Origin of the sequence: Streptomyces sp. NPDC004539, assembly GCF_040610055.1 — a bacterium.
Taxonomy (GTDB): domain Bacteria; phylum Actinomycetota; class Actinomycetes; order Streptomycetales; family Streptomycetaceae; genus Streptomyces.
This window is the reverse complement of the sequence record NZ_JBEXLS010000016.1, coordinates 234,776-247,077: the sequence shown is the minus strand read 5'-3', so window position 1 is coordinate 247,077 and position 12,302 is coordinate 234,776. Positions and strand designations below refer to the sequence as shown.

General features: G+C 73.3%; 12 protein-coding genes and 1 pseudogene. 9 read left to right on the top strand and 4 right to left on the bottom strand.

The window, feature by feature from the left end; translation table 11 throughout:
* The 4 genes from ABZX85_RS30350 to ABZX85_RS30335 form a co-directional block, all read left to right on the top strand.
* Window positions 1-149 (top strand): transposase (locus ABZX85_RS30350; protein WP_355875337.1); only part of this gene is annotated, 149 nt, incomplete at its 5' end.
* A gap of 114 nt (window positions 150-263) precedes the next feature.
* Complete coding sequence (locus ABZX85_RS30345) at window positions 264-890, top strand: NAD(P)H-binding protein (protein WP_355875314.1); 627 nt, start codon at window positions 264-266, stop codon at window positions 888-890.
* A gap of 76 nt (window positions 891-966) precedes the next feature.
* Complete coding sequence (locus ABZX85_RS30340; RefSeq protein ID WP_355875311.1) at window positions 967-1,446, top strand: anthrone oxygenase family protein; 480 nt, start codon at window positions 967-969, stop codon at window positions 1,444-1,446.
* Between the two features lie 395 nt (window positions 1,447-1,841).
* Window positions 1,842-3,329: a glutamate synthase subunit beta gene (locus ABZX85_RS30335; protein WP_355875308.1), complete on the top strand. Its 1,488-nt coding sequence runs from the start codon at window positions 1,842-1,844 to the stop codon at window positions 3,327-3,329.
* A gap of 637 nt (window positions 3,330-3,966) precedes the next feature.
* Here ABZX85_RS30335 and ABZX85_RS30330 read toward each other — a convergent pair.
* Window positions 3,967-4,488, bottom strand: coding sequence for a carboxymuconolactone decarboxylase family protein (locus ABZX85_RS30330; RefSeq protein WP_355875305.1), 522 nt, complete (start codon window positions 4,486-4,488; stop codon window positions 3,967-3,969).
* A 47-nt stretch (window positions 4,489-4,535) separates the two neighbouring features.
* Here ABZX85_RS30330 and ABZX85_RS30325 point away from each other — a divergent pair, with 47 nt between their 5' ends.
* On the top strand, window positions 4,536-5,957 hold the full coding sequence (locus ABZX85_RS30325; protein WP_355875302.1) for a PLP-dependent aminotransferase family protein: 1,422 nt from the start codon (window positions 4,536-4,538) through the stop codon (window positions 5,955-5,957).
* Between the two features lie 109 nt (window positions 5,958-6,066).
* The gene (locus tag ABZX85_RS30320; RefSeq protein ID WP_355875299.1) at window positions 6,067-6,768 is read left to right on the top strand and encodes a dual specificity protein phosphatase family protein; all 702 of its coding nucleotides are present in this window, start codon (window positions 6,067-6,069) and stop codon (window positions 6,766-6,768) included.
* Window positions 6,769-6,874: 106 nt separating this feature from the next.
* On the opposite strand, the gene ABZX85_RS30315 is transcribed toward ABZX85_RS30320, so the two are convergent.
* A complete protein-coding gene (locus ABZX85_RS30315; protein ID WP_355875296.1) occupies window positions 6,875-7,135 on the bottom strand; it encodes a DUF397 domain-containing protein in 261 nt (86 codons plus the stop codon).
* Window positions 7,136-7,996, bottom strand: a complete 861-nt coding sequence (locus ABZX85_RS30310) for a helix-turn-helix transcriptional regulator (RefSeq protein ID WP_355875293.1) — start codon at window positions 7,994-7,996, stop codon at window positions 7,136-7,138.
* Between the two features lie 312 nt (window positions 7,997-8,308).
* On the opposite strand from ABZX85_RS30310, the pseudogene ABZX85_RS30305 reads away from it, so the two are divergent.
* From ABZX85_RS30305 to ABZX85_RS30295, 3 genes and pseudogenes are all read left to right on the top strand, one after another.
* Window positions 8,309-8,854, top strand: a pseudogene (locus ABZX85_RS30305) (ATP-binding protein); the annotation flags it as partial.
* A 641-nt stretch (window positions 8,855-9,495) separates the two neighbouring features.
* Entirely contained in the window at window positions 9,496-9,900 is a 405-nt protein-coding gene (locus ABZX85_RS30300) for a hypothetical protein (protein WP_355875292.1), read from the top strand.
* Between the two features lie 223 nt (window positions 9,901-10,123).
* Window positions 10,124-12,088 (top strand): ABC transporter ATP-binding protein, encoded by a 1,965-nt coding sequence (locus ABZX85_RS30295; protein WP_355875290.1) that lies wholly within the window; start codon window positions 10,124-10,126, stop codon window positions 12,086-12,088.
* Here ABZX85_RS30295 and ABZX85_RS30290 read toward each other — a convergent pair.
* On the bottom strand, window positions 12,073-12,246 hold the full coding sequence (locus ABZX85_RS30290) for a hypothetical protein (protein WP_355875287.1): 174 nt from the start codon (window positions 12,244-12,246) through the stop codon (window positions 12,073-12,075). The two genes, ABZX85_RS30295 and ABZX85_RS30290, sit on opposite strands and share 16 nt — an antisense overlap.
* Between the last annotated feature and the right edge of the window lie 56 nt (window positions 12,247-12,302).

Sequence of the window (12,302 nt, the reverse complement as noted above, 5' to 3'; positions counted from 1 at the left end):
TCGACAAGCAGCTCTACAAACGGCGCAACGTCGTTGAACGGTGCTTCAACCGACTCAAGCAGTGGCGCGGCATCGCGACCCGCTACGAGAAGACCGCCGAGTCCTACCAGGCCGCCGTCACCCTTGCCTCACTCCTGATGTGGGCGTGACCTTTGAAGACAACTCCTAGAGGCCGGTGCCGGTTTCGTTGCGGTAACCGGCGCTTCGGGGTCCATGCTTCCGTCCGGGCGGTGAAGTACGGCGCCCGGCGAGGAGGTTCGGGCATGGACGGGATCGTGGTCTTCGGCGCCGGCGGGCGGGCCGGACGGGCGGTGTGCGCGGAGGCGCGGGGACGGGGCCTGCCGGTGATCGGCGTCGTACGGGACCCGGAACGGCATCCGGGGCTCGCGGCGGACGGGGTGACGGTCGTCCGCGGGGACGTGACCGATCCGCGGGCGGTGCCGGCGGGGCGCTGGGGGGTCGTCCAGGCCGCTGTGGGCTTCGAAGCGGGCTTCTTCGTCAGGGCCGTCGACGCGCTGCTCGCGGCGGAGGGTGTGTCGCGGCTGGTCCTCGTGGGGCTGTTCGCGGATCTGGTGGGGGCCGACGGGCGGGCCGTGATGGAGGACCCGGCGGTGTTCCCGGCGGAGCACCTGGCGTTCGCGCGGGAACACGCGGCGGGGCTGGCGCGGCTGCGGGCCGTCGGGGGCGGGGTGGACTGGGCGGTTCTCACGCCGGGCGGGGAGTTGACGGAGGGGCCGGGCAGGGGGCGGTACGTCGTCGGGGGTGACCGAGTGCCGGAAGGGGCGCCCGGATTGTCGTACACGGATCTTGCCGTGGCCGTGGTGGACGAGGTGGTGGTGCCGACCTTGCGGGGGGCCAGGGGGGCGGTGTGGGTGGCTGGGTGTCACTGATGCTGTCCGGGGCATCACTTGTGGTGAGGGGGTGGGTGGGGCAGGATCTCGGCGGTGACGGGGGGAGTTGACCTTCATGGTGGAGGGGCCGTACGTGGTGCTGGCGGTGGCCGGGGTGCTGGTGACCGGGGTGATGGCGGGGGTGTTCGGGGGGTTCTCCGTACTGGTGATGCGAGGGCTGGGGGCGCTGCCCGCGCGGGACGGGGTGGCCGCGATGAACGCGATCAACAAGGCGGCGCTGACCTCGGTGTTCATGGTGCTGTTCCTGGGTGCGGCGGCGGTGTGCGGGGTGGTCGCGGTGGTGACGTTCGTGCTGTGGCCGGTGGAGGGGCGGGCGGAGCTGCTGCTGGGCAGCGGGCTGTATCTGGTGGGGGCGTTCGGGGTGACGGTCACGGCGAACGTGCCCCGCAACGAGAGGCTGCGCAGGCTCGGCGCGGAGTCGGCGGAGGGGCTCGCCTACTGGCCCGCGTACCTGCGGGAGTGGACGCTGTGGAACCACGTCAGAACGGCCGCGTCGGGCGCGGCGGCCCTGGCGTACGTGCTGGCACTGACCTGAGCCTGCGGCTCCGCCCGGTGTCGGCCTGCGCCCGCCGTCCTGCATCGTGTCGACCTGAGCCCGCCGCCCTGCCTTGTGCCGGCCCGAGCCCGCCGCTCCACCTCACCTTGGCCCGAGCCCGCCGCTGCCCCGCACTTCGGCCTGAACCCGCCGCCCCGCCTCGCTCGGCCTGAACCCGCCGTGCCGCCTCGCTCGGCCGGGGCCCGCCGCCCCGCCTCGCGTGACCTGAGCCCGCCGCTCTCCCCTCGCTTCGGCCCGAGTCGCCGCTCCGCCGGGTTTCGGTCTGCGCCCGCCGCTCTGCGACCGTGGCCGGTCGGTCGTATCGTGGCGGAAAGACGCCGTCGCACGGCGCCCTTCGCAGGTGTGGACGTGAGCGACCACCGAGGAACTCAGCCATGGCCGACCCCAAGGGATTCCTGCGCACCCCCCGTCAGGACTGGCCGCGCCGGCCGGTCGCGGAGCGGGTGCGGGACTGGGACGAGGTGTACGTCCCGGGGGCGCTGCTGCCCATCGTGAGCGCGCAGGCCGACCGGTGCATGGACTGCGGCATCCCCTTCTGCCACGACGCCTGTCCGCTGGGCAATCTGATCCCGGAGTGGAACGACCTGGTGTCCCGGGCGGACTGGCGGGCGGCGAGCGAGCGGCTGCACGCGACCAACAATTTCCCCGAGTTCACCGGCCGGCTGTGTCCCGCGCCGTGCGAGGCGGGGTGTGTGCTCGCGATCGACCAGCCCGCCGTGACGATCAAGAACGTCGAGTGCGCGATCGCCGACCGGGCCTGGGAGGAGGGCTTCGTGCCGCCCCGGCCGCCCGACCGGCTCTCCGGACGCACCGTCGCGGTGATCGGCTCCGGTCCCGCCGGACTCGCCGCGGCCCAGCAGTTGACGCGGGCCGGGCACACCGTCGTCGTGTACGAGAAGGACGACCGTCTCGGCGGCCTCATGCGGTACGGCATCCCCGAGTTCAAGATGGAGAAGCACCATCTGGAGCGTCGTATCGATCAGATGCGGGCCGAAGGGACGAAGTTCCGGACATCCACGGTCGTCGGGCGGGACGTGGAGGCAGGTCGGCTGCGGGCGCGGTACGACGCGGTGGTGATCGCCACGGGGGCTTCGGCGTGGCGGGAACTTTCGGTGCCGGGCCGGGAGTTGGAGGGGGTACATCAGGCCATGGAGTATCTGCCACCGGCGAACCGGGTGTGCGAGGGGGACGCGGAGACCTCCCCGCTGTCGGCCGCCGGGCGGCATGTGGTGATCGTGGGCGGGGGTGACACGGGAGCGGACTGCCTGGGGACGGCGGTACGGCAGGGCGCCGCGTCGGTCACCCAGCTGGACATCTACGCCCGTCCCGGGGCCGGCCGCGACGAGGACGCCGACCCCTGGCCCACGTACCCCCGGATCTACCGTCTCTCCGCGGCCCACGAGGAGGCGGGCGAACTCGGTACGGCCCCCGCCGCCGACGCCGACGCCCGGCTCTTCGCGGCGTCCACCCTGCACTTCACCGGTGACGAGCGGGGCCGGGTCGCCGCGCTGCACCTCGTCGAGGTCGACGAGCACCGCCGGCCGGTCGACGGCACGTCCCGCGCGCTCCCCGCCGACCTCGTCCTCCTCGCCCTCGGCTTCTCCGGCCCCGACCTCTCCGACGGACTCCTCGACCGGCTCGGCGTCGCCCTTGAGCCCCGCGGCACGATCGCCCGCGACCTGAACTTCACCACGAACGTCCCCGGCGTCTTCGCCGCCGGCGACGCCGCACGCGGCCAGTCCCTCATCGTGTGGGCGATCGCGGAGGGGCGGGCGGTCGCCGCGGCCGTCGACCGTTACTTGACGGGCAACACGACACTTCCGGCGCCGATCGGGCCGGGGGATCGGCCTATGGGGGTGTGAGGGGCAGGGGGGCGAGCCGGTGCCACGCGAGGGGCGCTCGGCGCTGGGGGCGGCAGCGGGGCGAGTATCGGCGCTGGGGTGGGGGTTGGCAGGTGGGGGTTGGCAGGTGAGGCGGAGGGTGGCGCTGGGGAGGGTGTCGGCGGCCGGGCAGGGGTCGGCAATGAGGCAGGTGCTGGCAGCCGGGCAGGTGCCGGTAGCCGGGCGGGTACCGGCAATGAGGCGGGTGCCGGTACCCGGGCAGGCGCCGCCGGTGAGGCAGGTGCTGGCAGCCGGGCAGGTGCTGGCAGCCGGTCGAGTACCGGCAAACGAGGCGAGTCTCGGTAGCAGGGCGGGTGTCGCCAGTGAGGCAGGCGCCGGACGCTGAGGCAGGTGGGAACGTCGAGGCGAAGCAGAAACGCCGGAGGCCCGCTCGGCACCGGGCCGGAACGCGCCCCCCGGACGACAGCCACGAGACGCCGAGGGCTGGGCGAGACGACAGGGCAGCAGCCCTGAGCCACCGAGGCAGCGAGACGTCAAGACACCCCGGGAGGCCACGATGCCCCGGCCCCCGTAGGCGCCCCGGCGAACACCCCCGCCCATCGCCCCGCCCACCACTCACCGCCCCGCCCGCCTGCCCACCCACCACAAGGCACCCCCCTCACCTCTCATCCACCCCCGCCACCTTCCCCGTCGCCAAAGCCACCCGGTTCCACGTATTGATCACACAGATCACCCCGATCAACTGCGCCAGCTCCTCCTCACCGAAATGCACCGCCGCCTCGGCATACACCTCGTCGGAGACGCCCCCCAGGGGCAGCGAAGTGACCGCCTCCGTCAAGGCGAGGGCGGCTTGTTCCCGGGCGGTGTAGAAGTGGCGGGCCTCGCGCCAGAGGGGGACGAGATGGAGGCGGTCCTCGGTCTCACCGGCCTTGCGGGCGTCGTTGGTGTGCATGTGGAGGCAGTAGGCGCAGCCGTTGAGGTGGGAGGCGCGGATCTGGACGAGTTCGACGAGGGCGGGGTCGAGACCCTCACGGGCCGCCGCGTCCAGCGCGATGACGGCCCGGAAGGTCTTGCGCGCGGCCGACCCGAAGTTCAGCCGGGTCCGGGCGGCCTCGGCGGCGGCGATGCCCGCCTCGGTGTCGACAGGGGTGCTCTGCGTCTCGTTCGTGTGCGTCGTCATGTCCTCGAATCTAGGCCGCGATTAGCCCCTCTGTAGGGTGCATTCCCATGGCGAAATCATGGGTCAATTCCGCCGAGCGCATCGGCTCCGACCTGCACCTGGACGTGTCCGGTCCGGGTGGCCGCCGGGCCGCGCTCATCGGCGCGCTCCGGGAGGCCGTACGCGGCGGGCGCCTGTCGCCGGGCACCCGGCTGCCGCCGTACCGCTCGCTGGCGGCCGATCTCGGGGTGGCCCGCAACACGGTGGCGGACGCGTACGCGGAACTCGTCGCCGAGGGATGGCTGACGGCCCGGCAGGGGTCGGGGACGCGCGTCGCGGACCGTACGGAGCCCCTGCGACACGCCGGGAAACCGGCCGTAAGCACACCTCCACGCGCGCGTGGCCCACTGCACGATCTGCGGCAGGGCACTCCGGACGCCTCGTCGTTCCCGCGCGCGGCCTGGCTGGCGTCCTACCGGAGGGCCGTGCAGAACGCGCCGAGCGAGGCGTTCGGGCCCGGTGACCCGGCCGGGCGGCGTGAACTGCGGGAGGCGCTCGCCGGGTATCTGGCACGCGCGCGGGGCGTGCGGGCCGACCCTGACCGGATCGTCGTCTGCTCCGGTTTCGCGCACGCCCTGCGGCTGCTGTTCGGCCAGGGCGGGGGCGGGGTGCTGCGCGGCCCGGCGGGCGTCGAGGCGTACGGGCTCGGCTTCCACCGGGGCCTGTTGACGGCCGCGGGCGTGCGGACCGTACCGCTCCCGCTGGACGAGCACGGCGCGCGGGTCGACGGGCTGGGCCGCGAGCGGACCGTCCTGCTCACCCCGGCCCACCAGTTCCCGACCGGTGGCCCGCTGGGTCCGGAGCGGCGGGGCGCGGTGGTCGACTGGGCACGCGCGCGTGGGGCGATCGTCCTGGAGGACGACTACGACGGCGAGTTCCGGTACGACCGCCGTCCCGTCGGCGCCCTCCAGGGGCTCGATCCGGAGCGGGTCGTGTATCTCGGCTCGGTCAGCAAGAGCCTGTCCCCGGCGGTGCGGCTGGGCTGGCTGGTCCTCCCCGGTCATCTGGTCGACGCCGTCCGGGAGACCAAGGGCGAGCGGGAGGCGTGGGCGAGCGTCCCGGAGCAGCTCGCGCTGGCGGACCTGATCGCCTGCGGGGCGTACGACCGTCATGTGCGCCGGATGCGTCAGCGGTACCGGAGCCGTCGGGACCGGCTCGTCGCGGCGCTGGCCGAGCGGGCGCCGCACATCCGGGTGAGCGGCGTCGCGGCGGGACTGCACGCGGTGCTGCGGCTGCCGCCCGGCACCGAGGCGGCGGCCGTCGAGGCGGCCACCGCGCGCGGGGTCGCGCTCGACGGGCTGGCCGGGTTCCGGCACCCGGCGGCGGAGGGGGCGCACGGCGACGGGCTCGTCGTCGGGTACGCCACCCCGTCCGAGCACGCGTACGAGGCGGCGCTGGGGGCCCTGTGCGCCGTGCTGCCGCCGCCGTGACCCCGCGGCAGGCACGGCCTGTTGCCCGTTTCCTTCACCCTCGTCACCACTTCACCCGATCGGGTTACCATCCGAGGACGCCCCCGTTCCCGACACCCCTGGGTTGTCCATGGCCGTCGTCGCCCCTCTCCCCTCGCCCGCCGAGCCGTCGCGGCCGGTCGGCAGACGGGTGCTGCGTGGCGCGGTGATCGTCGTCGTGGGGTATCTCGCCCTGTGGGCGACCGGCACGCTGGGCGTCCTCGGGCTGTCGTACCTGGTCCGGGAGAACACGCAGGCGCCGCCGGGGACACGGGAGTTGAGTGGGGTTCATCACTTCCGGCCGGTGGACGAGGAGGGCCGGCTGTGGCGGGGCGCGGCTCCGAGGCCGGACGGCTACCGCGAGCTGAGGCGGCTCGGTTTCACGACGGTCGTCGACCTGCGCGCGGAGGACCTGAGCGCGGCGCAGCTCGCCGAACCGGGGAAGGCGGGGCTGTCGGCCGTCCGCCTGCCGGTGCGGGACGGGCAGACGCCCACGCAGGCGCAGGTGCGGCGGTTCCTGGCGGTCGTGCGGGAGGCGCCGGGGCGGGTGTTCGTGCACTGCGGCGCGGGGGTGGGGCGGACGGGGACGATGGCGGCGGCGTATCTGGTGGGCACCGGCGAGGAGTCCCCGTCGGCGGCGGTCCGGCGCAATCTCGCGGTCGGTCCGCCGTCGATCGAGCAGATCTACTACGGGCTGAGCCTGGAGCGGCACGAGGCGGAGCAGCCGCCGTTCCCGGTGGTCGCCCTCAGTCGTCTGGTGGACGCCCCGCGCCGCATGTGGTCGTGGCTCTAGTTCACCTGCCTACCGGAGTGGTCGATACGGTCATAACTGATCAATTCGAGTCGAGCAGTCAAATTTAGAGGTGCGAGAAGCAAACACGAGAAGCAAACAAAGGTGGTCAGGAGAGCAGGAAGTCCGCTTCACCCGCCTTCGCGCCCTCGATGAACGCCGTCATCTCGGCCGGGGTGTAGATCAGCGCGGGACCGTCCGGGTCCGTGGACTGACGCAGCGCGATCCGGCCGTCCTCCAGCTTCATCGCCTCCAGGCAGTTTCCCCCGTTCCCGCCGCTCCACGGCTTGTGCCAGCCCTCGTTGCCCAGTTCCCGCGCGGGCATGCCGTTGTAGATACGCGGGGCGGGAGAGGACGAGATGCGATTCATTTACAGCTCCTTGCGGAGATCCCGGAGGATCTCCTTCGTGCGATGTGCCGTAGCGGCCTGAGCCGCCATGCGGTCCATGACCTCAAGGTGTGTCGCCACCTCCTCACGCGCGTCGAGATAGACGGCGCCGGTCAGGTACTCGCTGTAGACCATGTCCGGAAGCTCCGGCATGGCGAATCGGAACAGCACGAAGGGCCCGTACGTGCCCGGATGCGGCCCGTTGGCGAACGGGGCGATCTGGAGCACCACGTTGGGCAGCTTCGCGGCGTCGAGGAGCCTGTCGATCTGCTCACGCATCACCTCCGGGCCACCGACCGTGCGGCGCAGCACCGTCTCGTCCATGACGACCCACATTCGGGGCGCGTCGGGACGAGTGAGCAGTTCCTGGCGGGCCATGCGCAGAGCGACGAGCCGGTCGACGTCTTCCGGCCGGGTCTGGCCGATCGCGCCCGAGGCGAGCACCCCGCGCGCGTAGCCCTCGGTCTGGAGCAGTCCGGGGACGAAGTGCGGCTCGTACTGGCGGATCAGGGCCGCCGCGCCCTCCAGGCTGACGTGCATGGAGAACCAGCCGGGCAGGACGTCGTGGTAACGCTGCCACCAGCCCGGCCTGTTGGCGTCCTCGGCGAGGCGGACGAACCCGGCGGCCTCGTCCTCGGTGACGCCGTACGCCTTCAGCAGCAGCTGGAGGTACGGGATCTTGAGCGCGACCTCGGCGTTCTCCATGCGGCGGATCGTGGCGGGCGCGACGCGCAGGACCTTGGCGGCCTCCTCGCGTTTGAGCCCCGCGCGTTCCCGCAGGTCCAGCAGGCGCCTGCCGAGGACGACCTGTCCCACGGTCGGCGCGGACCGCGGCTCGCTCACGCTCCACCTCCACGAAGCTCGACGAACGTCTCGCTGACAGTTCTCCTGATCCGCACGAAGGCCGCGCGAGCCGTCGGCGGAAAGCACCCCGACAGCCCTGCGGCGCCGTTCGAAGACCTGACAAAGTCCGGTACGACGGCCACGCGCGCGTACGTCGAGGTACGTCGGTGGGGGCGCGACGGTTCTGCGGTGGTCCCAATTGGCGCCGCTCTACGTGCTGTTGCGAGCAGTGTGCCACGACGCCCCACCGCGTCACACAGCACTCTGCAATTTTCAGAGTGACACTTGCCAAGTGTTCACGGCGGGGCGATAGTGGCAAGCGTGATTCCGTCCGCGCCCTTAGGAACAGACGCCACCGCAGGCCGCCCCTCCGGTCTCGGTGCCGCGCCGGGAGCAGGTCCTGACCAGACCTCCGCCGAGCGCCGGTTCCGGTTCGAGCTGGCCGCACATCCGGGTTCCCCGGCTCAGGCGAGACGCCTGGTGCGGGCCCGGCTGACCGGCTGGTCGGTGTGCGAGGACACCTGCGACTCGGCCGCCCTGGTCATATCCGAGCTGGTCACCAACGCCATCGTGCACACCGCCGGCGGTGTCGTCGTGTGCGAGCTGCACGACGGCGACGACATCCTGCGCATCGCCGTGCGTGACGAAGGATGCACTCCGGGTGAACCCCGCCCGTCGCCGCAGCTTCCCGAGGAGGAGCACGGCCGCGGCCTGCTGCTCGTCGACGCCCTGTGTCGCGCCTGGGGCGCCCAGGAGCACGGCCCCGGCCTCCTGGTGTGGGCGGAGCTCCCCCGGGACGGCTCCGAGCCGCGTGGGGACCTCGGCTGGGGCGCCAGACCCAAGCCCGAGCCGGGTGACGGAGCCGACCAGGCCGACCGGACCGAACAGCACGAAGAACACGGCAAGGCGACGCAGGGCGGCGCGACCCAGAGCGCCGACGAGCGCGTCGTACCGCAGCGCGTCCTCCAGCCGCGCCCCGACGCGCAGCCGCCGCAGCGCCCGACGGCCTCCCCGGCGACGACGCTGCCGCTGAACCCCGGCCGCGGCCCGGTCGAGTCCACCCAGCACACGGCCCCGCCCTCCCGCCCCGCACAGGGCCCGGCGGAGTCCCCTCAGCCGCAGCGCCCCGGGCAACCCCCGGTCCAGTACGCCACGCCCCCGCGCCCCAAACCGGGCCCCGTCGAGTCCACGCAGCGCCCCGCGGAATCCGCAGCGGGCGCCACTCAGTCGCCGCCGCACGCCTACCGTCCCGTGCAGTCCCCGGCGCTCCCGCACCATCCGCCGCACGCGCACCCCGATCCGCACCCGCTCCCGGGTCACCCGAACCGTCCGGGCCGGCAGCACCCGCAGAGCCCTGACGGAGATTCCACCAGCTGGCGCTCCCACCCCGGTCCGGCCCCCGCGGCGACGTGGCAGCCGGGTACTCCCGGCACTGTCGAGCGGGGCCGAGAGCGGGGCAGGGCGTGAGCGCCCCGTCCGCAGAAGGTCCGGTGCTCACCATGAACACGCTCGTCCGAGTAGGCCGCCATCTGACGCACACCCCGGGTGCCCCGCTGCGCCTGCCCGTCCCCGACGGCATGACCGTCCCGCTGGGCTGCGACGCCGTCGCCGTACCCGCGCATCTCGGCCCGCTGCTGATGCCGCGCCTCCCGCGCGTGGGATGCGTGTACTCCGACGAGACGCACTGGTGGTGGCTCGTCCCGGCGGACTCCGACTACGCCGTCGAGTGGCCGGCGCCCGCGCGGTACGCGACGGGGGCGGTCCTCCCGGACGCGCCGCACACGCTCACCCTCATCCACCGTCCCACAGGCACCGTCCCGTACACCCCGCCGATACCGCTGTACCTGGCGCTGTGCCGGCTGACGGGCGCGACGCCGACGTGGTCGAGGCCGATCAGCGCGTAGGACTCCCCCGGGGTCATCTGTCTTGAGGCTGCGTGTTCCGGCGCAGCCTCAAGCCCACGCAGCCGTCTCAATCCCACGCGGCCGTAGCGGCACCCCGCCCACCTCACGGCGCACGCCCGCGCGCACGCGCCTCTCGTCGCGCGCCCTCCCCCGCCCCGCCCCCGCACGCCATAGTGGCCGTTCGTGCATATGCCGACCGGCCACACCTCGGGGGAGGCGAAGCGTGCGCAGACCGCGCGGGCACAAGGACGGACGTCAGGACCGTGAGGTCTCGGACTCGGAGCGCCTGCTCTTCGGCGGCCCGCTCAGCTACGACACCGGCTGGAACCAGCACGAACAGGCGTTCCTGGAGCTGAGCTTCCGCTCGATGCTCACCCGGCTGCCCTCCCTGCTCGCCGTCAGCCTCCGGCTGGCCCGGCAGGCCGACCCGCGCGCGGCGAAGATCGTGGTGGCCGCCGAGGTGTCCCGGGGCGTCACCCAGGCCGTCAGCCTGCTCGCGGTGAACAGCGCCCTGAGCCGGCTGATCGCCCCCGGCCCGATCGAGGACCGCGTCCACGACGCCGCCCCGGCGCTCGCCGCGATGGCCGTCGTCCTGTTCCTCGGCGCCCTGCTGCGCGCCGCGTCGACGTACGCGACGGGCCGCCTCGAACCCAAGGTCGTCCGGGTGGCGACCGAGCTGTACCTGGAGCGGGCCGCCGCCGTGGAGCTGGCGGCGATCGAGGACCACGCCTTCCACAAGCTGCTGGACACCGCGCAGTACGGCGCCCGGTCGACCCAGCGGATGATCGGCTACGGCACGCGCGTGGTGAACTCGGTGATCTCCCTGACGGCCGCCGCGGGCGTCCTGACGGTCCTTCACCCCCTGCTGCTGCCCCTCCTGGTGACGATGACGCTGCCGAGCGCCTGGAGCGCGCTGACGAACGCCCGGCGCCACTACGAGTCGTTCCACACGTGGGTGCAGCACGCGCGCGCGGGACAGCTGATCGCGAGCCTGCTGACGGAGCCGTCGGCGGCCCCGGAGATCCGGGTGCACGGCGTCGGCCCGTTCCTGCTGCGGCACTTCCGGACGATGTCGGAGACCGCGGAGGCCGAACAGGCCCGGCTGGCCGGCCTGTCGGCGCGCACCGGGCTGATCGCGGCGGGCTGGACGGGCCTGGCGACCGTCGCGACGTACGCGACGCTGGGCGGGCTGCTGCTCGGCGGCGCGATGGCGCTGTCCGTCGCGGGGACGGCCGTGATCGCGATCCGCAGCGGCTCGTCGAGCCTGAACACGCTGGTCCTGGAGGTGAACCAGCTCCACGAGGAGGCCCTGTTCGTCGGCGACCTGCAACGCATGTACGTCGAGGCGGCCGAGCGGGCGATCCCGGTGGGCGGGGTGGACCTCCCGGAGGACCCGCGCGAGATCCGGTTCGAGAACGTCACGTTCCGCTACCCGGGCGACGGTTCCCCGGAGCACCGCCCGGCGCTCGACGACGTCACTCTCACGCTGCCGCTGGGCCGCATCATCGCGCTGGTCGGCGAGAACGGCTCCGGCAAGACGACCCTGGTGAAGCTGCTGGCGGGGCTGTACCGCCCGGACTCGGGGCGGGTCCTGTGGGACGGCGTGGACGCGGCCGAGGCGGACCGCCACCAGCTCGCCGAGCGGATCGCGATGGTCGCCCAGGACTTCAAGCGCTGGCCGTTCACGGCGAAGGTGAACGTCGCGATCGGCCGCTCCGCCGCGCCCCTCACCGAGGAGCGGCTCGCCGCGTCCGTCGCGCAGGCGGGCGCCGAGGACGTCGTCGCGGACCTCCCGCACGGTCTGGACACGCTGCTGGCCCGGCAGTTCAGCGGCGGGCACGAGTTGTCGGGCGGGCAGTGGCAGCGGCTCGGCATCGCGCGGGCGGCCTACCGGCGCGGGAGCATCCTGGTCGTGGACGAGCCGACGGCGGCGCTGGACGCGCGGGCGGAGCTGGAGGTCTTCGAGAAGATCCGGGCGCTCGCCGGGAGCGGTCAGACCGTCGTCCTGATCACCCACCGGCTGGCGTCGGTCCGCCACGCCGACCTCGTGCACGTGCTGGAACAGGGGCGGCTCGTCGAGTCGGGCACACCGGACGAACTCCTCGCGACCGGGGGTGTGTACGCGGAGCTGTACGCGCTCCAGGCGGAGCAGTTCGCCGCGCGGCAGCCCGCTCACTCGCCCGAGTGACCTCGCACGATCACCAGGAAGGTGTCGCTCGCGAGGTCCATGACGACCTCCGCCGGCAGCCCTTCCGAACGCCTGGCCCGCGCGAACTCCTCCGCGGGCCACGACCCGCGCGGGCCGCCCGCGGGGAACCGCTCCAGTACGGTCCGCCCGTTCACCATGTCGTCCTCCGAAAGCGTCGTCCGTACTGAAGTGAACGCGCGGCGGGGCGGAACGG